Source organism: Helicobacter bizzozeronii, from assembly GCF_900196775.1.
Taxonomy (GTDB): domain Bacteria; phylum Campylobacterota; class Campylobacteria; order Campylobacterales; family Helicobacteraceae; genus Helicobacter; species Helicobacter bizzozeronii.
On sequence record NZ_FZLB01000052.1, the window covers coordinates 1 to 20,675 of the forward strand.

The window sequence follows — 20,675 nt, forward strand, 5'->3', positions numbered from 1 at the left end:
CAGCATGGTGGAAACAGGAACACAGCATGAGCCTTGAGATTTATAGGTTTTTATAAGTTTTAGGGTTTTTTATAAGTCTGTGAGAGCGGTTGGTGCTCAAAAAGTAAGCTTGTATGTTGATCTGTTTGTGCTAAAATGGACAAAATCTCTGATTATGATCTAAAATAAGGAACGTTATGGCTAGCAATAGTATTTATGTTAAAAACCGCATACGGGGCAAAATCTCTTTGCACGAAAGAGGACAAGGGAACTATCGGGTGCATTTTGAAGCTAAAAATGTTGTGGTGCAGGCCAAATGCCCCATTGCAGAGGTCGAAAATTGCCAAATCGATGATGACATTACGCTCATTCTCAAAGTCATTTCTGTGTTGATTCCTAATTTTAGCCAGCACCTAAAACTAGATCCGATGGCTTTTACCGGACGGATTTTAACCATTAAACCCGACCGCAAAGAAGCTAATATGCAACGCGTAGAGGTCCATTTGGATGATTGTAGCGTGGATTTTGTCTTAGATCAAGGCTCCATTGAGCTCTATCGTCTCGAAAATGGCAAGGAGCTCGTGCTCTTTTGCAAGCCCGAACACATCACCATTTACTAACCCCTCCTCGGGCTTAAAGGGTTTTGAGCTCCTCAGGGGATAATTCTTCATAGAAGCGTTCAACATCCAAGCGTGCGCCCAAGTATTCGGCGATTTCTTTAGCATCTTTAAGCGCATTTTCCAAACAGCTGGTCGCGCCCGGGGAGGGAGTCATGTTAAAGGTGATGCCCCGACCTGTTACAATTTTCTTTTCCCCCAACTCTAATTTTTTGCGTGTGCGATCGAGCACTTGGGGGCGGACTTCCCCAAAACCATAGGCATATTGGAGATCGCCCAAATAAAGTGAAGGAATGATCTTGCGCGCATCGTGCAAAAACTTGCGTTTGCCAAAGAAGGGCAATTCAAAGACAAAGTTTTTAAAGACATAGTTGCGGATATCTCTTTCTGAGAAGAGATCATAGACAATCCCCATCACATCGGGGTTGAAGTCCATTTTGAAAAGCTCCCAGCTCACACCTTTTAAGAGGCTTTTATTGCGCTCTAATTTGGGCATCGCAAAAGCTGTTGGCCCTAAGCGGGTTTTGCCCTTGATCCACACATCCGGGTCGCCATGCAAGGCGGCAAAGGGGAGTTTGGGATTTTGCACGGTATAGACCTTCCCACGCAACAAGTTACCGGGTACAAAGTAGAAACTCCCCGCTACAGGCAAACAACCTAATTCCAAACCATAGCCCATGGACTGGGCTAGGGGCAAGGAATATGACCCCGCATCAACTAGGACAAACTTCCCATAGATTTCATCGCCCTCTGTGGAGATCACCGCCCATTCATCATCCATGCACGACTCAATGCGGGACACTTTGAAGTTAAAGAAAACATGGTTTTCAGAGTGGATTTTCATCGCCTCCTCAACAAAATTCTCGCTCAAAAGCTCGAAGTTCATGCCACACCAATATTTCTCAAAGCCACTCCCCACGACATTTTCGGGGCGATCCAAGCCTTGTTGGCCCAAGATCACCTTAGGTTCAATCTGCTTAATCTTAGCCTTGTCAAAAAAGGTCAAACCGGGGTAAATTTCTTGGAACTCTTCATGTCTTTTGGTGATAAAAGCGCATTCTTTATCACCCACCCCGATTGCCATTTTTTGCATTTCAAAGATGACCGTATTTTGTAGGTTTTTATTGAGGGCGTAATTTTTGAGCTTTTCGGCTGCAAGTCTAACTTTCTTGGCTTTTTGGGCGGTGTAATTGGTTTCAATTGCCCCATCGTGGATAGTTTGGGAGTTGGCTTTAGCATTTGAGCTGACCTTAGCCAAACCGCTTCTTCTCTCCACCAAAGCGACTTTTTTCAAATCAGTATATTGACTCAAGGTCCAAAGTAAGGCACAACCAGACACCCCGCCCCCCACAATCACCACATCAAAATCCCGCTTCATTCCTATCCTTTGTTTGAATTTAAAAAGCCCGATTTTAGCATAATCAATATGCGACCAACTTTAAGCTATAATCGTAAAGATCAGACATGGCCTTGACCCGATCGATTAGAAGTTTGGAATGCGCAAACATGTCCTTGTGTTCTTTGCCCAACCTTAAAGTCGTGATCACGGCTTTACCAATGTTGTAAATGCGGGTCTTTTTGTGGCGCTTGGGCACAGAGATCGCCCAAATATTATGCGCCACGATGGCTTTTCTGTGGCGTGTGCCTAGATAGAGCATGATATGCCCTTTGAGCCAAAGAATGGTTGCAAAGGGGGTGGCATGCTTGATGATATAGGCTTCTTTTTTATGTGCGGGCATGTGGCTAAGATCGATGGCATTTTTGGCATACTGCACTTGGGCTAGAGAGTTGCGGGGGAGTAAAATCCCAAAACTAGCAAAGCTATCCCGTGTGAAAGCCGAACAATCGCGGTCTTGATGTGCCCCACCCCAGCCATATCTTTGCCCTAGCATGGTGTCTATGATGGTCGCCATCGTCTTTTGGGTGAGCGGACGGGGGAAGGGCGTAAAATCTTTGGGATTGACAAAAGCTGGGCTCAGATAAGCATAACCCTCTTGATCTTGTTTGTAAATATAGACCTGCCTAGAGGTGTGGGGGATTTTTAAGAAAATCTCACCCATGTGCGCTGTTGCTAGATAATTCTTGCGTTGATCATAGAGGGCTATTTTGTCGCGTAAGGGGGTGAGATACTCTTTAAGGCGCATCACTTGCTGGATCATTTGGGGTTTGATGAGGGCAATATCTTCCACACGCACCCAGCCAAAAACAAAACTGCTTTGGATATGGGCGTAGGTGCGTTCCTTGTTGTAGTGGGTGATGAGCACGGGCGTGCCGGCAAAAATAAAGGAATTTTGCCAGCGATCAAAGGGGTAGCCATCTTTAGTGCGGTAATAGGGCTCTTGGCTGGGCACGGCGCGCACGCTGGTATCGGCTAAGATGACTGCTTTAAGGGCGGTGCTGGGGTAGTGGGGGATGTCCATGCTCTCATAAATAGCCTGCATGCGTGCTGGATCGTTAGGTTTGCCATCTTTGCCAAAACCCAAAGCACTGAAGGTATCACGCATCCAAAAAACTTCATTTAGGTCGTCCATCACCTTCATATCCACCCAAGGGGCATACCATTGCTCCAAATACGCCTTTTTGAGTTTGGCTTTAGAGGGGATGGGCAGAGCGTGCTTGGGGAGATAGTAGGTCGCCTTTTGGGGGAGCTTGATCAAATCCAATAAAGCCCCATCGTGGGCTAATGCTCCTGCCAAAAATGCCACAAGGAGGAGCAAAATTTTAGGCATGGCAACTCTTTAAGAGATGGGTAACACCTTGATAGATCAGATCATAGACATGTTCTAAGTCTCTTTCTTGGGTGAAAGTGTAGGGATCGGGGATGTCTATCCCGCCTAGCCCAAAATCCCCCAATTTGTAAATGTGGGGGTGAGCGATGCCCAGCGTGCCTAGAGATTTGACATTGCTTGTATCCATCGCAATGATCCAATCATGGCGGCTGGCTAGGGTTTGGGTAATGGGTTTGCTTTTAAAGGGGGTTAAATCGATGCCATGCCTTTTGGCTAGGGCAATGATGGGTGGGTGGGCATGTTCGCCCTCATGGTAGTTAGAAATGCCCGCCCCATCGACTTTTAAATTTAATTGTTGCTTTTGGATCAACTCAAGGGCGATGCCCCGCGCTAACATCGAACGGCAGATATTGCCTAAGCACAGAAATAAAAGAGATTGGGGCGCATTCATATACGCAAGTAACTTCTGAGCAAGCGTCCATATTGGGGACTACGCAACTTTTTAATGGCACTGCTCTCAATCTGGCGCACCCGCTCGCGTGTAACATTGAGCTCCTTGCCAATCTCCTCTAGCGTGCGATCGCTTTCATCCTCCAGCAAGCCAAAACGCATGCGGATCACGGATTTTTCGCGCTCATTGAGTTGGTCTAAAACCCCATCAATTTGGGCTTTCAAGTCCTCACGCATGATGTGCTCCATCGAGCCAACCACATTTTTATCTTCCACAAAGTCCCCAAATTTGCCATCATCATCATTGCCCACCGGCGACTCGAGGCTAATGGGCTCTTTGGTGATTTTGATCACATTTTTGACCTTGTCTAAGGGCAAGCCCACTTCTTTAGCCACCAAATCCAAATCGGGTTCCTTGCCATTTTCTTGCATGCACTTGCGCATGACCTTATTGATGCGGTTGATCGTGTCGATCATGTGGATGGGGATGCGAATCGTGCGGGCTTGATCGGCGATCGCACGGCTAATGGCTTGTTTGATCCACCAAGTGGCGTAAGTGGAAAACTTGTAATTTTTTTCATGCTCAAATTTATCGACTGCCTTCATCAACCCGATATTGCCCTCTTGGATCAAGTCCAAAAAGGGCAAGCCACGGGAGGTGTAGCGTTTGGCAATGCTCACCACAAGGCGCAAATTGGAGCGCGCCATTTTATTTTTGGCTTTATCAGAAATGAGTTTGCCCCGCTTGATTTGCTCTAAAATCTCTTTGAGCTTGCTAGGTTCTAAATCAAAGCCATCTTCGCTTGCCTCCTTAGTTTGGAAGAGCTTTTTAATCTCCATGTAAATGCTGATCATGGTCGCCTCAGGGACCATGCTAGCAATCTCCTCCTTGCTCATGGTGGTGATGGTCTTTAAAATGTTTTTGTGGTTCTCAATGAGGCTTTCATTGAATAAAGAGAGTTTGTACTCAAGGCGTTTTAATTCTTTTTCAAATCCATCCCCACTTTTAAGCGAAGTCTCCATCGCCTTAACTAATTCGCTGATGAGCTTGCTTGTAGGTCCTAGGTCGTAGAGCTTTTCTTTCAACACACGGCGTTTATACGCCAAAGTCAAGGCATATAAAAGCTCGTCCTCTTGAGAAGTGGGCGGGGTGTTGAGCGATTTGAGCCAATCTTTTTTGGCTTTATCAAGGGCTTTAAAGCTCTCCAAGACTTTTTCAACACGATTTTTATCCTTCTCAGAGAGATTTTTTTTCACCTCTAAGCCCTCTTCATCTTCGCCCTCCTCCATCTCAACTTCCTCGTCTTTCTTGGTCGCACTCTCCTCATCATCGAAGTTTTTGAACAACTCCTTGACTCGTCTTTCGCGATTGATCAACGCCTCTTTATAGCCATAGATGAAGTCAATCAGGTAGGGCACAGAACAAATGGCATCTAAGATGATGTTTTCGCCTAGCTTGATTTGTTTGCTAAGTTCGACTTCCTCCTCTTTGCTTAGAAGTGGGATTTCGCCCATTTCACGCAAATACATGCGCACGGGGCTATCGCTCCTAGACCATTCGTGCAATTCCTTTTCCTTGATAAAGTCCAGGCTGTCCTCTTCCTCCTCTAAGGCTTTGGATCGTTTGCGTGTCGTTTTTCTTTCCATAGAGTGGAGAGAAGTGAGCGCATATTCTGAGGAGTGTATGAAACTCTTGTGGTATTTGAGTGCCAAATCCTTGATCTTTTTGACCTGCGCTAGCGTGGGGATTTTTTGGATAATATCCACAATGCGTTCATAAGAAACACTAGAACCGCCCTCTTGGAAGAGTTGTTCTAGCTCTTCTTGAATTTTATGGGGGTTTTTGGTAGATTTGTGGTTAGCATTTTCCATGTTCAAATATCCTATTCGTGATTTAGAGTTAAAGAGCACTTTAGAAAGAGAAAAGCACCCGTATTATATTTAATTTTAGCTTACAAACAAATTAATGCAGGGGCGATCATCTTAGCCAGTAATATGCTATAATCAAACCATGTTTGGAATGGGATTTTTTGAGTTATTGGTCGTGCTTGTGGTCGCCATCATCTTCTTAGGACCCGAAAAGTTCCCTAAAGCCCTAGTGGATATTGTTAAGTTTTTTAGGGCAGTTAAAAAAACGCTCAATGATGCTAAAGAGACTTTAGATAAAGAGATTCACATCGAGGAACTTAGGCAACAATCTTTGGAATACAAAAAATATTTTGAAGAAGGGACACAGAAGGTGCAAAACTCTTTAAAAAGAGAATTAGAGGAGTTCAAGGAGTTCAAGGAGTTGCAAGAGTTCAAAGAGATCGCCCAAAGCATTGCCAAAGACAACCCCCTAGATAGTTTGTCTGAAGAGGTGCAGGCTGATGAGAAACCTAAAGTGAGTTTGGAGAAAAAGCCCCCCGATGCTCCTAGATGATCTCAAACCCCATTTACAAGATTTACGCAAACGCCTTGTGATCTCGATTGCCGTTTTGGTGGTGGCTTTTGGGCTGTGTTTCCATTTTTGGCAGATCATTTTTGAGTGGATCAGAGCGTCTTACCATGGCAAGCTCATACAGATTTCCCCGATTGAGGGAATCATGGTGGCTATCAAGGTGAGTTTTTTTGCCGCTTTGGCGGTGTCCATGCCCGTGATCTTTTGGCAAGCATGGCTGTTTATCGCCCCCGGACTTTATAAAAATGAAAAAAAGGTGGTCTTGCCCTTTGTTTTCTTTGGAACTTTGATGTTTGTTGCGGGCGCATCATTTTCCTACTACATTGTCTTCCCCTTTGTGATCAATTACCTCTCTACCTTTGGGAATGCGGTTTTTGAAGCCAATATCTCCGCTTCTAGTTATGTGAGCTTTTTTACCCGTTTGATTTTGGGTTTTGGTTTTGCCTTTGAATTGCCGGTGTTGGCGTTTTTCTTAGCCAAAGTGGGGCTTATCACCGATGAGAGTTTGAAAAATTACTTCAAATATGCCATTGTGGTGATCTTTATCATCGCCGCCATCATCACCCCCCCCGATGTGATGAGTCAAGTTTTAATGGCACTGCCCTTAATTGGACTCTATGGGCTCTCCATTTTGATCGCCAAATGGGTTAATCCCGCCCCCAAACCTTAATGCCCATCCCTAGAGAGTTTAAGCGTGCCAGCTACGCCTATGACTTGCCCCAGCACCTCATCGCCACGCACCCCATAGACCCCAAAGAAGAGGCTAAATTAATGGTCTATGAGCGTGCCAGCAACAAACTCACCCACAGCACTTTTAAAGAAATCTTTGATTTTTTCCCCAAACACGCCCTTGTGGTGCTCAATGATACCAAAGTGATCAAAGCACGGCTCTTTGCTCACACCGCCCAAAAACGCCCAGTAGAGATTTTATTACACCACGCGGCTAGCCCCACAGCGTGTTTAGCCCAAATGCGCGGGAAAGTGCGCCCCGGACTCGTGCTGGGGTTAGAGGGGGGGTATTCTTGTGAGGTCTTAGAAGTGCTAGATAATGGTTTGAGGGTGTTAAGTTTCAAACATGGGGGGGAGCTTTTAGAGTGGGCGGGGGTTTTAGAGATGTTGGAACTCTTAGGGCATGTGCCCCTCCCACCTTATTTAAAACGCCCCGATGAGAGCACGGACATTACAGACTACCAAAGCGTGTTTGCCAAAAATCTAGGGGCGATCGCCGCCCCCACAGCGTCTTTACATTTCTCACAGAGCGCAAAAGACCACCTATTAAAGAATTTTAAGCATGTTTTTATCACTTTGCATGTGGGGGCGGGGACATTTTTAAGCGTGCAGAGTGAGGACATTAGAGAGCACCCCATGCATGCCGAATTTGTAGAAGTCTCCCCACAAGCCGGGCTTGCCCTAGATGAAGCCCCCTATATTCTATGTGTGGGCACAACCGCTTTAAGGGCGACAGAACACTATAAACGGGGTTTTGGGCTTAAACCTTGCAAACTCTTTTTGCACCTAGGCAACCCGGTCAAGCACGCCCAAGCCTTGCTGACTAATTTCCACCTACCCGAATCGACTTTAATCATGTTGGTTGCGTCTATGGTGGGCTTGGATAAATGCCTAGAACTCTATAAAATCGCCATAGAACACCACTACCGCTTTTATTCCTATGGCGATGGGATGTTGATCTTATGAGGGCTAAATTAGACCTATTTACCCATTTGCTTTTAGAGTGGGGGAGCGTGCATAATTTGAGCGGGGCAAAAAACCACCAAGATATAGAGAACAATATACAAGATAGCTTGCAAGTCTTGGACTTTATCGCTCCCTTTAAGTCTTGCTTAGATATAGGGAGTGGGGCGGGTTTTCCAGCCATCCCCTTAAGCCTAGCCTGCTCTAATGCCCGCTTTATCTTATTAGAGCCCAATGCTAAAAAAGTGGCTTTTTTGCACCATGTAAAGGTTGCCTTGAACTTGAATAACCTAGAAATCCAACGCATGCGGATCGAAGCATTGAGCCCTCAAAGTGTGTTAGTCGATCTCATCACCTCCAGAGCCTTGATGAACGCCCAAAATTTGATCGCCTTGAGCGCGCCCTTTTTAAGGGAGCAGGGGCATTTTTTATTTTACAAGGGTAGCCATCTGCGCACTGAGATCGCTTGTGCCGATCATGAATGCCATGTATATGGCAAACGGGTTTATTTTTACTCCCAAAGGAGAGATTTTGCTTAGATTATTAATTCCTTTACTCATCATTGGCTGGATTTGCTGGCTCTTTTTGCGCCCCAAAAAGAGCAAACCCCGCCCTTCCAATCCTTCCCAAATCGAGAGTTTATTAGAGTGTGCCCATTGCCAAACCTATGTTTCTAGCCAAGAGGCGTTTTTTAGCAATGGGCGTGCCTATTGTTGCCAAGCGTGCTTGCAAAAGGGGGATTCATGCTAGTTTTTGGACACCCTAAAATCCCCTGCATGCCTTTTAAATGCGTGGCTGATATACAGGCGATCGCCCAAGTGCCTAGCCACACGATCCCCTTTTTCCAAACCTGCCATACAGATGCTTTTGGGCTTTCCAAACATTGTAGCGATCAAGGGGTCAAATACGCTATATGGGTGCAAAACCCCTTAGAATGTGCCCTAATGGCAAATTTTAAACCGGCATATATCTTGGCAGAAAACCAACTAGAGGAGTGCCAGAGCATTGCTAATGACTACTTATTAGATGCGCGCATTTTAAAGGTGATTGAGCACGCAGAGCAATTAGAAGAGGTGCTTAAATTACGCCTAGATGGTGCGGTGTTCCGATCTTTTTTGTGGCTTTAGAGTGTTTTTAGCCTCCATAGATTAAAATAGCCCTTTTGGAGAGATGTCCGAGTGGTTGAAGGAGCACGCCTGGAACGCGTGTAAGGTGCAAGCCTTCAAGGGTTCGAATCCCTTTCTCTCCGCCATTTTCCCCTATTTTTATGTTTTCAGCAAATAAGATCAACTTAGAATAAATAATATTATCTTTGCTAACGAAAATATTAACAAAGGTTAGCCAAAACAGACTAGAATTTGTCCCGTTGATAGCCTAGCTATTCAATAATACAAATTTGGTAGAAGGAGTTTAGGATGAAATTAACCCCTAAAGAGCTGGACAAGCTCATGTTGCATTATGCGGGCGAACTAGCTAAAAAACGCAAAGCAAATGGCGTTAAGCTAAATTATACTGAGGCAGTAGCCCTCATCAGTGCCCATGTGATGGAAGAAGCCCGTGCAGGTAAAAAAAGTGTGGCAGACTTGATGCAAGAAGGTAGGACACTTCTTAAAGCTGATGATGTCATGCCCGGTGTAGCCCATATGATCCACGAAGTGGGGATTGAAGCCAACTTCCCTGATGGGACAAAGCTGGTAACCATCCACACCCCCGTTGAAGATGGTGGGCATAAATTGGCTCCCGGCGAGGTGATTTTGAAAAACGAAGACATCACTTTGAATGCAGGCAAACAAGCCACCACTTTAGAAGTGCATAACAAAGGCGATCGCCCCGTGCAAGTGGGCTCTCACTTCCACTTCTTTGAAGTCAATAAACTTCTCGAATTTGATCGCGAAAAAGCCTATGGCAAACGCCTAGACATCGCTTCTGGAACCGCTGTACGCTTTGAACCCGGTGAGAAAAAAACCGTGGAATTGATTCAAATTGGCGGTAACCAACGCATTTACGGCTTTAACTCTCTTGTGGATCGCCAAGCCGATACTGATGGCAAAAAACTTGCTTTAAAACGCGCCAAAGAACATGGTTTTGGTGTTGTGAATTGCGGTTGCGATAAAAAATAAGGAAAGGACAATCCGATGAAAAAAATCTCTCGAAAAGAATATGTTTCTATGTATGGACCCACTACGGGCGATAAAGTGAGATTGGGCGATACCGACCTGATCTTAGAAGTCGAACATGACTGCACCACTTATGGCGAAGAAATTAAGTTTGGTGGCGGTAAAACCATTCGCGATGGGATGGCACAAACCAATAGCCCCAGCAGCCATGAACTCGATCTCGTGCTCACCAATGCGTTGATCGTGGATTACACCGGCATTTACAAAGCCGACATTGGCATTAAGAACGGCAAAATCCATGGCATTGGCAAAGCAGGCAATAAAGACATGCAAGATGGCGTTTGCAACAATCTTTGCGTGGGCCCTGCTACTGAGGCTTTGGCTGCTGAAGGGCTGATTGTTACAGCTGGTGGGATTGACACCCACATCCACTTCATTTCTCCCCAACAAATCCCCACAGCATTTGCCAGTGGGATCACAACCATGATTGGTGGGGGAACAGGGCCTGCTGATGGTACGAATGCCACTACCATCACTCCGGGGCGCTGGAACCTTAAAACCATGCTCCGTGCCTCTGAAGAATATGCCATGAACTTGGGCTATTTGGGTAAAGGGAATGTGTCTTATGAACCTTCCTTGGTTGATCAACTCGAAGCTGGAGCCATTGGCTTTAAAATCCACGAAGACTGGGGCAGCACACCTGCAGCCATCCACCATTGCTTGAATGTGGCCGATCAATACGATGTGCAAGTGGCTATCCACACCGACACCTTGAACGAAGCGGGTTGTGTGGAAGACACTTTGCAAGCCATTGCCGGACGCACTATCCACACTTTCCACACTGAAGGTGCTGGTGGCGGACACGCTCCGGATGTCATTAAAATGTCTGGGGAATTTAACATCCTCCCAGCTTCTACTAACCCCACAATTCCCTTCACCGTGAATACAGAAGCCGAACACATGGACATGTTGATGGTGTGCCACCACTTGGATAAAAACATCAAAGAAGATGTCCAGTTCGCTGATTCTAGGATTCGCCCCCAAACCATCGCCGCTGAGGACAAACTCCACGATATGGGGATTTTCTCTATCACCAGCTCTGACTCCCAAGCTATGGGCCGTGTAGGCGAGGTCATCACCCGCACTTGGCAAACAGCGGACAAAAACAAAAAAGAATTTGGTCGCTTGCCTGAGGAAAAAGGCGATAATGACAACTTCCGCATCAAACGCTACATTTCCAAATACACCATCAACCCCGCTATTGCGCACGGCATTTCTGAATATGTCGGCTCTGTAGAAGTGGGTAAATTTGCTGACCTCGTGCTTTGGAGTCCCGCTTTCTTTGGCATTAAACCCAATATGATCATTAAGGGCGGATTCATCGCGCTTTCTCAAATGGGCGATGCCAATGCCTCTATCCCCACTCCCCAACCCGTGTATTACCGCGAGATGTTTGGCCACCATGGCAAAGCCAAATTCGACACCAATATTACTTTTGTGTCCCAAGTGGCTTATGACAATGGCATTAAAGAAGAGTTGGGCTTGCAAAGAGTGGTTTTGCCCGTTAAAAACTGCCGCAACATCACCAAAAAAGACCTCAAATTCAACGATGTTACCGCTCACATTGAGGTCAATCCTGAAACCTACAAAGTAAAAGTAGATGGTAAGGAAGTTACCTCTAAAGCAGCGGACAAAATCAGCCTAGCACAACTTTACAACTTGTTCTAGGTCTTTTTAAGGAGGGATGGAGGGGGTTTTCTAGTTTTGATTTTTGGCATTGTTGGGGGGGAATCGATTTACTTTGTTGGTTTATAATGAAGTCAAGAGAATTTTTTTCGCCACAGCCCACAGCACTTGTTTTGGGGTTTTTGCGTGCGTGAGGAAGGCGATAGGAAACTCTAAATTTTCACCAAAGGATGGTCATGTTAGGACTTGTGCTGTTGTATGTTGCGATCGTTTTGATTAGCAACGGGGTTTGCGGTCTTGCCAATGTCGATGCAAGAAGCAAGGCTGTGATGAATGTGTTTGTAGGTGGGCTTTCCATCATCTGTAATGTGATTGCCATCGTCTATTCCACTTTCAACCCCACGCCTACAGTAACAGGTGCAGAGGATGTCGCTCAGGTGTCTCAACACTTGATTAACTTCTATGGACCTGCTACGGGCTTGTTATTTGGTTTTACCTATATGTATGCGGCGATCAACAACATCTATAATTTGGATTGGAAACCTTATGGGTGGTATTGTTTGTTTGTTACCATCAACACCATCCCCGCAGCGATCCTTTCTCACTACTCAGATGTACTTGATGATCACCGCCTTTTAGGCATCACTGAGGGTGATTGGTGGGCGTTTATTTGGCTCGCTTGGGGCGTGTTGTGGCTCACCGGTTGGATTGAATGTGCGCTAGGCAAAAGCTTGGGCAAATTTGTCCCATGGCTTGCCATCATCGAAGGTGTGATCACTGCTTGGATCCCTGCTTGGTTGCTCTTCATCCAACACTGGTCATGAGGCTTTGAACTTGCTTGCAGAAAGCGTTCTAGGGAATTTAAAGGAGGGGGGTAGCTCTAAGGAGCTAGATTTTATTGATTTGGAGTGGTTTGATGCCCAAAAAAGAATGGGGCGTTTCACTTCACAAAAAGGTGCGGAGTTGGTTCTTAAGCTCAAAAACCCCCCCAAGATGGGCTTATGCGATGGGGATATTCTCTTTGAGGATGCCACAAGCCTAATTGCTATCAACATCATCCCCACGCCCACCCTCCATGTCTATGCTAACAGCACGGCGCAGGTGGCGCGCTTGTGCTATGAAGTGGGGAATCGCCACGCTTCGCTTTACTACGGGGATAGCCCTTTGAGTTTTAAAACCCCATTTGAGAGACCCTTACAGGTCTTGTTTGATAAATTAGCCTTGCACTATGAGGTTTTAAAAAGCAAATTGGATGCCTCGCAACGCATTAGTGTGAGCGCACCCCATGCCGATCCTCTGCAAGAGGGCAGTGTGCCTTTGAAGTTTAAAAGTGCTCCTGATTTGCAAATTGTGATAAAAAAGTAGGTCTATGCAAAAAGATTTTTTATTGCTCCAAGTGAATGATGCCATGTTCCCCATTGGGAGTTACACCCACTCCTTTGGGTTAGAAACCTATATCCAGCACAAGGAAGTTTCCAGCAAAGAGAGTGCGCTTGATTACATGCGCGCCTACCTCTCTACCCAATTTTTATATACCGAGCTCTTAGCTCTTAAGTTGGCTTATGGCTATGCCCATCAAGAAGACCTAGAGTCCATTTTAGAGATGGAGGAGCAGGTTTGTTTGGCGACCCCGCCTTTAGAATTGCGTAGCGCCAACCAAAAATTGGGGAATCGTTTTTTAAAGACCATTGGCGTGTTGGATCTCCCCTTGAGCGCCTTTTTTAAAGACTACATGCAAAAAAGCACCACCCCCACCCATGCCAGTGCCTATGGGGTCTTTTGTGCATGCTTGGGATTAGGCTTAGAGGCTAGCCTCAAACACTATCTCTATGCGCAAAGCTCTAATATGGTGATCAATTGTGTCAAAACCATCCCCCTAGCCCAAAATGACGGGCAACGCATTTTATTAGCCTTGCAAGAGACTTTTACAACCTTGCTCGTCACTTTAGAGGGCTTGGACGCAAGCTATCTGTGTGCGGCGAGTATCCAAAATGACATCAAGGCGATGCAACACGAGCATTTATACTCCAGACTTTATATGTCTTAATCCATTTAGCAAAGGAAAATCATGGTTAAAATCGGTGTTTGTGGTCCTGTGGGCAGTGGCAAAACGGCTTTGATCGAGGCTCTGACAAGGGCAATGAGCCAACAATACAGCATAGGTGTCATCACCAATGATATTTATACTAAGGAAGATGCGGAATTTTTGTGTAGAAACTCTGTGATGCCCAGAGAGCGCATTATTGGGGTAGAGACGGGGGGTTGCCCGCACACCGCCATTAGGGAGGACGCATCGATGAATTTGGAAGCGGTGGAAGAATTGCATGCCAAATTCCCCGATATTGAGTTGATGTTCATTGAGAGTGGCGGGGATAATCTCTCCACCACCTTTAACCCCGAATTAGCCGATTTTACGATCTTTGTGATCGATGTGGCTGAGGGGGATAAAATCCCTAGAAAAGGCGGGCCAGGTATCACCCGTTCCGATCTGCTTATCATCAATAAAATTGACCTAGCCCCCTATGTGGGCGCAGATTTGGGCGTGATGGATCGCGATTCTAAGAAAATGCGCGGGGATAAACCCTTTTTATTCACCAATATCCGCTCCAAAGAGGGCTTGGATCGCGTGATTGGCTGGATCAAAAAATACGCCTTGTTAGAGGATTAAACTTGGCAGTGCAACACCCCACCAGCTACGCCCAAGCTTCTAGGCTTTATTTGAGGACCAAAATCGGGCAAAATGGCAAGTGTGTGATCGCCGATAACTACTTTAGCCCACCCTTTAAGCTCATGCCCCCTTTCTATGAAAAAGGCAATATGGCTGAGATCATCTTGATCGCTGTGAGCCCGGGGATGCTCAAAGGCGATGCCCAAGAGATTCAAATGGATATTGGGGAAAATTGCCAGCTTGAGCTCTCTTCTCAAAGTTTTGAGAAAATCCAAGATACAGAGGATGGTTACGCAACGCGTAACACCCAGATCCATATCCACCAAAACGCCTTACTAGACTTCTCCCCCCTGCCCATCATCCCCTTTGCCAACGCACACTTTAAAAATCATAGCCATATTGTGTTGCACCCCAATGCCCAATTACTTTACAGCGAGATCATCACTGCTGGACGCATTGCGATGGGCGAGGCTTTTGCCTTCCATAAAATCCACTCCACGCTCAAAATTTCTACCCAAGAAGGCGAGTCTCTTAGAAGTGTCTTCTTAGATAACACGATTTTAGAGCCCGCTAGCATGGATTTGAAAAACCCATGCATGTTTGGTAACTACACGCATTATTTGAATGGGATTTTTTTAACACGCCTATTAAAATTAGAGGATCTTTTAGAATTGTTGGAGAGCACACAGATCAACGCTGGGGTGAGCCTCTTGCCTACTAGATTGCCAGAGGGCTATCATAGCCTATGTTTAAAAGCCCTAGCCAACGGCTCAGAGCCTTTATTGGCCTTGCGTAAGAGCATTTCAAACTTGCTGGTGGAACGCATGGAGAGTTGATCTGGTTAGGGTGCTGGGTGTCAAAGCCCTAGTATTTGCTACATAACCTAGACTCAAAATCCTCTTTCCCAAACAGCCCATCAAGGCTAGCCACCCAAGCCCCATATTTAGATTCTTTGTGTTAGCATGTAGCATTCAAGGCTTTAATAAAGGATGACCATGGCTTATAGCATTAGCAAGAAAATTTTAAATATTGTCGGGCGCACCAATGCCGCCTATAACTTGATTAGTCAGGGCGATCGCGTGTTGGTGGGGCTTAGTGGGGGCAAGGATTCGATTTTGCTCTCTTGTTTGTTAGCCCGCATGAAAGCCCATGCCCCTTTCCAATTTGAATTTAAGGCCGCCACAGTGCATTATGGGCTCAAAGAGGACTTGGCATGGCTTACTGATTTGTGCGCAGAACAAAATATCCCTCATGAAATTCTTTACACCAATATCGCCCAGACCATTAGAGAAAAACGGCGTGAAAAGAGTTCGTATTGCAGTTTTTGCTCACGCATGCGCCGGGGCGTGCTCTATAACTACGCTCTTGAACATGGTTTTAATAAGCTGGCCATCGCCCACCATTTAGACGATGCGGTGGAGAGTTTCTTTATGAATTTTACCTATAATGGGAGTTTGCGCAGCATGCCCCCCATTTACAAGGCAGAAAATGGGCTTTTTGTGATCCGCCCACTGATTCACATTAGAGAACGCCAAAGCATTGACTTTGTGCGCTCCCAAAATATCCCCACCGCCCCAGATTGCAACTGCCCAGCCAAACAACCCGATTCAGATAAGCCCCCCATTGCAAGGCTAGCCACCAAGCATTTTTTACAAAACATGGAACGCGAAAACCCCATGCTTTTCACCTCGCTCAAAAACGCCTTTTGCAATGTGCATGCCAATAGCTTTAGCGATGGGGCGTTCTTAGACGCTTAAAAAGGAAAATCATGTATTCAGATCTCTTGGTGTTTTTAATTTTTATGGTGGTAGCTTTGCTCATTGACTTTAAAGCCCATAGCCAAGATCAAGCCATCACGCTCAAAAGTGCGGCTCTGTGGTCGCTCTTTTGGGTGGGGGTTGCCCTGCTCTTTGCGCTTTATTTGCTCATCCATGATGGCAAGACCAATGCCTCTTTGTTTCTCACCGGCTATGTGCTCGAAAAAGCCTTATCGGTGGATAATCTCTTTGTGATGATGGCGATTTTTGCATGGTTTAAAGTGCCTGACATTTACCGCCACCGCGTGCTTTACTACGGCATTTTGGGTGCGATTGTCTTCCGACTCATTTTTGTCTTGATCGGAGCAAGCTTATTGCACCTATCAGCGTATGTGGAAATTGCCTTTGGCTTGTTGGTGGGTTATAGCTGTGTGGTGATGATTCAAAACCAAAACAAAGAGGGAGATGACAGCGAGGATTACTCAGAGCACCCCGCTTATAAGTTGGTTTATAAATTTTTCCCGGTTTATCCAAAACTGGTCGGGCATGATTTCTTTGTGGGCAAAGAACGCTTGGAGGTGCTTGAAAAAAACCTAGATGCTAAAGATGTTGCTAGTTTGCACCACCAAAGTGCTTTTAGCAAAGCCAAGATCATCGCCACCCCACTTTTTTTGTGTTTGGCGGTGATTGAGCTTAGTGATGTGATGTTTGCTTTTGATAGCGTGCCGGCTGTGATTGCGGTGAGCAAAGAACCCTTGATCATTTATAGCGCGATGATGTTTGCCATTTTGGGCTTGCGCAGCCTCTATTTCGTGTTAGAAGTGCTGAAAGGTTATTTGGTGTATTTGGAAAAAAGTGTGATTGTGGTGCTGGCTTTTATCAGCCTGAAACTCATTTTAGACGCTACTTCCCATCTTTTTGGTTTTGGTTTGCAAATCAGCCCGACCCTTAGCCTTTACATTGTCTTAGGCGTGCTGGGTGCGGGCGTGCTCTTAAGTTTTTTCAAACCCAAAGAGTCTTAGTCCTTTTGATCGGGGGGTGTGTGCCTTAGGCGGGTGATGGTCTCCCCACCCAAACCGCAATTATCGGTGTGGATTTCATCGATGATCACGATGGTGGCCTCTCTTTTTTTACCCAAAATATCCACGACTAAATCAGTAACCCCACTGATGAGGGCGCGTTTTTGCTCTGCGCTTGCCCCCCCATGTTCTTTTGAAATACGGATATTGATGTATGGCATAAAACTCCTTTCGATTTTTGCAAATCCTAACATATACTTTCATCAAATAGACTTAAAGCTTACTAGATAAGACCATATCCCAATATTGGTTTTTCTTATTATTAAATATTTTATGCTATAAGCGGAGATATTTTGGTGTAAAGGAGAACGGCATGTTAAAGGAGAAGCTCAAACAACTCAGAAATGCAAATAACTTAACTCAAGAAGAGTTAGCACTCAAATGTGGCGTGAGTTTGCAAAGCATCAAACGCTATGAGAGCGAGCAAAAAAGCAATATCACCCTAGATACCCTAGAAAAGCTCGCCAGCGCTCTCAATACCGATTTGCATTTTTTCACATCCACCCATAGGGAGGTTGAAGATATTGTGATGGTGCCCTATTTTAAGGATCTATGCGTGGGCGCATCCAAGAATCAAGAGGGCAATCACATGGTTTTTCTCCCCCAAAGCCGATCTTTTCTCAAAAAGCATTTTGGGATCACCTCTACTGATCATTTGGGCTTGTTGCAAGCCGTGGGGAACTCTATGGAGCCACTCATTAAAGAGGGGGATTTGCTTTTATTCCAAAATGACGACACCCGCTATGAAGGGGCGGTCTATGTCGTGAATTTGGATAGTGAATATTATGTCAAACGGCTTTGCAAACGCCCACAAGTGTCCTTGATCAGCGACAACCCGGTTTATCAGCCCATTATTTTGCAATCCTTAGATGAGATTGAGATTTTAGGGCGTGTGGTGGGGGTCTTGCACACTTTTAGCTTATAACACGGGGGAGGGGGGAATTTACAATATCCATCATTTTATCTGTCTTGATATTTTTTCGTTAGCTTTGCTGTGTAATAATTCCTAAAATAGTTCCAAACTGCAAGGGAAGTCAATGGGTGTCTTGGAGGCTCTCAGAATCAGGAGATATTTCATATTTTGGATCTTTGTGGGGGGGTGCGTGTTGGGGGTGGTTTTGAGTGTTTTGACCGTGCAGGCGGTGGAATGGACTGGAGATGATAAATTTTGTGGGATTTGCCATATCATGACACCTGAGCTCAATTCTTATCATTTAGACAGACATGGGGGCAAAAATGGCGTGGGGTTTCAGGCTGCTTGCGTGGATTGCCACTTGCCGCACAATAATGTGATGAATTACTTTATCCGCAAAACCATCTTGGGCATCGAAGATGTCTATGGCAACACCTTTAAGGACCCTAAGAAATTTGATTGGGAGACTAACCGCAAGCGGGCTACCGAATATGTTTTTGATTCGGGCTGTTTGCGTTGCCATGCCAATCTCAAGGATGCCACTTCTTCTAACATGAAAGCCTTTTTGCCCCACCGAGACTACTTCAATGGATTGAGCCAAAAAAAATGTGTGGAGTGCCATTTAGATGAAGTGGGGCATAAAAACTTGGGCTTGCACTTGAAAGAGTATTTGAAAGAAAATTACAAACCCTACCCCAATGCGTTTCTTGTCGGTGGGAAAAAAATGAGCCCAGAGGAACTCGCAACAATCCCCAATCCTAAGGGCGCAAAAGCAACAAAACCCCAAACAAAGGAGTGAAGATGCCAAACTTAATCATAGGAGATAACCATGCGTGTGGGTAAAAGATGCCAATCGTTAGTCTTAGCCATTTGTGCGGTGCTTGGGAGCTTGTCTGCCCATCCGCACAAAGGGGGCGGGACGAGTGTGGATAATGCCATGGATGTGCAGTTGCCCTTAAAGACTTTTAGAAACTTGGGGGCTGAGGCTAAGGGCTGTATTGAATGCCATGCTAAGGAGACTCCCGGGATTGTAGCCGATTGGAAGATGAGTCGCCATGCCCATGCCGGCGTGAGTTGTATTGATTGCCATAGTGTTACCAAAGATAGCCCCATGCTCACCATGGATGGCCACCATGGTTCTAAAGTCCCCATCTCTGTGCTTGTTTCCACCAACACCTGCGCCAAGTGCCATGAAAAAGAGGTGGATGAGTTTAGACACAGCGGGCATGTTAGGGGTGCGGTGCAAATATTTGCCAAAGAGAGCATGCGCGATTTAATGCGTCTAGTGGAGGGTAGGGGGCATCCGGATTTGGGGCGCGCCCCAGAGGCGACTGGTTGCACCCAATGCCATGGCTCGATCATCAAATTAGACAAACACCGCCGCCCCACCCCCGAGACATGGCCCACCTATGGGATTGGCACCGCCTTCCCCGATGGGTCTTTGGGTAATTGTGCCAGTTGCCACAGCGCGCATAAATTCAGCCTAGAGGAGGCTAGAAAGCCAGCGGCATGTGCGAGTTGCCACTTAGGTCCTGATCACCCCGATATTGAGATTTACAACAACTCCATGCACGGGCATATCTTCAATGCTGAGGGCAATAAATGGAATTTTGATGCTGCTCCGGGGACTTGGAAAGTCCCTGATTTTAGAGCCCCCACCTGTGCGACATGCCATATGAGCGGGAACTCTAAGAGCGCGGTTACCCACAATGTGAGCCGCCGTTTGAAATGGAATTTGTTCATGCCCTTAAGCGAGCTTAGAACTGGGGGGTATGAAACAGCCAGCGAGGCTTTCAAATTTGAAAACAAAATCACGCATGGCAACCCCCTTGCAGGTAACCCTCAAGGCCCTGAGGCGGCGCGTGCGGAGATGAAAGCAGGTTGCATGGATTGCCATAATTCCACACACATTGATAACTTCTTCACCATGGCGGATAAAAATATCTTGCTCTACAATGAATATTGGAAAGAAGCGGTGAAGATGAAAGAGGAGTTGGCTAAAAAGAAATTGCTTGGCAAGGACATGTGGGCAGATGAATTCCAAAATGTGATGTATCACCTTTGGCACCATGAGGGCCGCCGCATGCGCCAAGGTGGAATCATGGGCGGTCCGGACTTCTCCCACTGGCATGGGGTCTTTGAGGTGCAACAAGATATCCGCAAATTGCGTAAAATCTATGAAAAACGCCTCAAAACCAACAAGATCGAGGATTGATGGGGGGGTGTGTGGCTGGGGCACTTGTTTTCTTGAAATAAGCTACCAAGAGTAACAAAAGACCCTAAAGATTGGAGGGGGCGGGGGCGGTTTGTCTCAAAATGTCCCCTATTTTGCTAAAATGGTCACCGATGTTACAATCAAAAGCCATTCTCAAAATTGCATTTTTGTTTTCTCCAATCCAACTCTTATCCAAAGCCCCAGCCTCTAGCAAGGGGCAGACCACAACCAAACAATTTAGTAGTATCTCTCTAACAACCAACCCCAAAACCCCCATGCTTTTTGCTAAAACGCTAGGCAAGCGTGTGCCCCTGCGGTGGGGGGGGGGGGGGG

At 46.0% G+C, this 20,675-nt stretch carries 25 protein-coding genes and 1 tRNA gene; 21 read left to right on the plus strand and 5 right to left on the minus strand.

Features of this window, described 5'->3' with window-relative positions:
- Nucleotides 1-176: 176 nt before the first annotated feature.
- A complete protein-coding gene (locus C5684_RS06370; RefSeq protein WP_104639782.1) occupies nt 177-599 on the plus strand; it encodes a hypothetical protein in 423 nt (140 codons plus the stop codon).
- Nucleotides 600-612: 13 nt separating this feature from the next.
- Here C5684_RS06370 and C5684_RS06375 read toward each other — a convergent pair whose 3' ends face one another.
- Genes C5684_RS06375 through rpoD form a run of 4 tightly spaced genes read right to left on the minus strand, consistent with a single transcriptional unit; the run spans nt 613 to nt 5,647 of the window.
- Nucleotides 613-1,974: an FAD-dependent oxidoreductase gene (locus C5684_RS06375; RefSeq protein WP_013890459.1), complete on the minus strand. Its 1,362-nt coding sequence runs from the start codon at nt 1,972-1,974 to the stop codon at nt 613-615.
- Nucleotides 1,975-2,017: 43 nt separating this feature from the next.
- Nucleotides 2,018-3,325: an SH3 domain-containing protein gene (locus C5684_RS06380; protein WP_104639783.1), complete on the minus strand. Its 1,308-nt coding sequence runs from the start codon at nt 3,323-3,325 to the stop codon at nt 2,018-2,020.
- Nucleotides 3,318-3,776, minus strand: a complete 459-nt coding sequence (locus tag C5684_RS06385) for a low molecular weight protein-tyrosine-phosphatase (protein ID WP_104638735.1) — start codon at nt 3,774-3,776, stop codon at nt 3,318-3,320. Before C5684_RS06385 ends, C5684_RS06380 begins: the two co-directional genes overlap by 8 nt.
- Nucleotides 3,773-5,647 carry an RNA polymerase sigma factor RpoD gene (gene rpoD, locus C5684_RS06390; protein WP_104639784.1) on the minus strand — a complete coding sequence of 625 codons (1,875 nt, stop codon included), beginning with the start codon at nt 5,645-5,647 and terminating at the stop codon, nt 3,773-3,775. Before rpoD ends, C5684_RS06385 begins: the two co-directional genes overlap by 4 nt.
- Before the next feature lie 139 nt (nt 5,648-5,786).
- Between rpoD and tatB the strand changes: the two genes are divergently transcribed.
- The 16 genes from tatB (at nt 5,787) to C5684_RS06470 (ending at nt 17,157) form a co-directional block, all read left to right on the plus strand.
- A complete protein-coding gene (gene tatB, locus C5684_RS06395; RefSeq protein ID WP_104639785.1) occupies nt 5,787-6,197 on the plus strand; it encodes a Sec-independent protein translocase protein TatB in 411 nt (136 codons plus the stop codon).
- Entirely contained in the window at nt 6,184-6,885 is a 702-nt protein-coding gene (gene tatC, locus C5684_RS06400) for a twin-arginine translocase subunit TatC (protein ID WP_104639786.1), read from the plus strand. Before tatB ends, tatC begins: the two co-directional genes overlap by 14 nt.
- Nucleotides 6,885-7,910 (plus strand): tRNA preQ1(34) S-adenosylmethionine ribosyltransferase-isomerase QueA, encoded by a 1,026-nt coding sequence (gene queA, locus C5684_RS06405; RefSeq protein ID WP_104639787.1) that lies wholly within the window; start codon nt 6,885-6,887, stop codon nt 7,908-7,910. Before tatC ends, queA begins: the two co-directional genes overlap by 1 nt.
- Nucleotides 7,907-8,446 carry a 16S rRNA (guanine(527)-N(7))-methyltransferase RsmG gene (rsmG, locus tag C5684_RS06410; RefSeq protein WP_104639788.1) on the plus strand — a complete coding sequence of 180 codons (540 nt, stop codon included), beginning with the start codon at nt 7,907-7,909 and terminating at the stop codon, nt 8,444-8,446. Before queA ends, rsmG begins: the two co-directional genes overlap by 4 nt.
- Nucleotides 8,439-8,657 (plus strand): PP0621 family protein, encoded by a 219-nt coding sequence (locus C5684_RS06415; protein WP_006017449.1) that lies wholly within the window; start codon nt 8,439-8,441, stop codon nt 8,655-8,657. Before rsmG ends, C5684_RS06415 begins: the two co-directional genes overlap by 8 nt.
- The gene (locus C5684_RS06420) at nt 8,651-9,034 is read left to right on the plus strand and encodes a hypothetical protein (RefSeq protein ID WP_104639789.1); all 384 of its coding nucleotides are present in this window, start codon (nt 8,651-8,653) and stop codon (nt 9,032-9,034) included. The genes C5684_RS06415 and C5684_RS06420 overlap by 7 nt, the downstream gene beginning before the upstream one ends.
- A gap of 37 nt (nt 9,035-9,071) precedes the next feature.
- Nucleotides 9,072-9,159 (plus strand) — tRNA-Ser (locus C5684_RS06425).
- A gap of 163 nt (nt 9,160-9,322) precedes the next feature.
- Nucleotides 9,323-10,027: an urease subunit alpha gene (gene ureA / locus C5684_RS06430; protein WP_013890469.1), complete on the plus strand. Its 705-nt coding sequence runs from the start codon at nt 9,323-9,325 to the stop codon at nt 10,025-10,027.
- Between the two features lie 15 nt (nt 10,028-10,042).
- A complete protein-coding gene (gene ureB, locus C5684_RS06435) occupies nt 10,043-11,752 on the plus strand; it encodes an urease subunit beta (protein ID WP_104639790.1) in 1,710 nt (569 codons plus the stop codon).
- 194 nt (nt 11,753-11,946) lie between these two features.
- Nucleotides 11,947-12,534 carry an AmiS/UreI family transporter gene (locus tag C5684_RS06440; protein ID WP_104638731.1) on the plus strand — a complete coding sequence of 196 codons (588 nt, stop codon included), beginning with the start codon at nt 11,947-11,949 and terminating at the stop codon, nt 12,532-12,534.
- Nucleotides 12,535-12,544: 10 nt separating this feature from the next.
- Nucleotides 12,545-13,075 (plus strand): urease accessory protein UreE, encoded by a 531-nt coding sequence (locus C5684_RS06445; protein ID WP_104639791.1) that lies wholly within the window; start codon nt 12,545-12,547, stop codon nt 13,073-13,075.
- A gap of 4 nt (nt 13,076-13,079) precedes the next feature.
- Entirely contained in the window at nt 13,080-13,757 is a 678-nt protein-coding gene (locus C5684_RS06450; RefSeq protein ID WP_104639792.1) for an urease accessory protein UreF, read from the plus strand.
- Nucleotides 13,758-13,778: 21 nt separating this feature from the next.
- The gene (gene ureG, locus C5684_RS06455) at nt 13,779-14,378 is read left to right on the plus strand and encodes an urease accessory protein UreG (RefSeq protein ID WP_104638728.1); all 600 of its coding nucleotides are present in this window, start codon (nt 13,779-13,781) and stop codon (nt 14,376-14,378) included.
- Between the two features lie 2 nt (nt 14,379-14,380).
- Complete coding sequence (locus C5684_RS06460; RefSeq protein ID WP_104639793.1) at nt 14,381-15,214, plus strand: urease accessory protein UreD; 834 nt, start codon at nt 14,381-14,383, stop codon at nt 15,212-15,214.
- Between the two features lie 159 nt (nt 15,215-15,373).
- A complete protein-coding gene (locus tag C5684_RS06465) occupies nt 15,374-16,135 on the plus strand; it encodes a tRNA 2-thiocytidine(32) synthetase TtcA (RefSeq protein ID WP_006017436.1) in 762 nt (253 codons plus the stop codon).
- Nucleotides 16,136-16,146: 11 nt separating this feature from the next.
- Nucleotides 16,147-17,157, plus strand: coding sequence for a TerC/Alx family metal homeostasis membrane protein (locus C5684_RS06470; protein ID WP_104639794.1), 1,011 nt, complete (start codon nt 16,147-16,149; stop codon nt 17,155-17,157).
- Here the strand turns inward: C5684_RS06470 and C5684_RS06475 are convergent.
- Nucleotides 17,154-17,375, minus strand: a complete 222-nt coding sequence (locus C5684_RS06475) for a tautomerase family protein (RefSeq protein ID WP_006017433.1) — start codon at nt 17,373-17,375, stop codon at nt 17,154-17,156. The two genes, C5684_RS06470 and C5684_RS06475, sit on opposite strands and share 4 nt — an antisense overlap.
- Before the next feature lie 152 nt (nt 17,376-17,527).
- Here C5684_RS06475 and C5684_RS06480 point away from each other — a divergent pair, with 152 nt between their 5' ends.
- From C5684_RS06480 to C5684_RS09545, 4 genes are all read left to right on the plus strand, one after another.
- Nucleotides 17,528-18,139, plus strand: a complete 612-nt coding sequence (locus C5684_RS06480; RefSeq protein ID WP_013890477.1) for an XRE family transcriptional regulator — start codon at nt 17,528-17,530, stop codon at nt 18,137-18,139.
- 178 nt (nt 18,140-18,317) lie between these two features.
- On the plus strand, nt 18,318-18,926 hold the full coding sequence (locus tag C5684_RS06485; RefSeq protein ID WP_233708684.1) for a cytochrome c3 family protein: 609 nt from the start codon (nt 18,318-18,320) through the stop codon (nt 18,924-18,926).
- A 30-nt stretch (nt 18,927-18,956) separates the two neighbouring features.
- Entirely contained in the window at nt 18,957-20,342 is a 1,386-nt protein-coding gene (locus tag C5684_RS06490) for a multiheme c-type cytochrome (protein ID WP_104639796.1), read from the plus strand.
- 131 nt (nt 20,343-20,473) lie between these two features.
- The coding region (locus C5684_RS09545) for a hypothetical protein (RefSeq protein ID WP_233708685.1) at nt 20,474-20,675 on the plus strand (202 nt) is incomplete at its 3' end.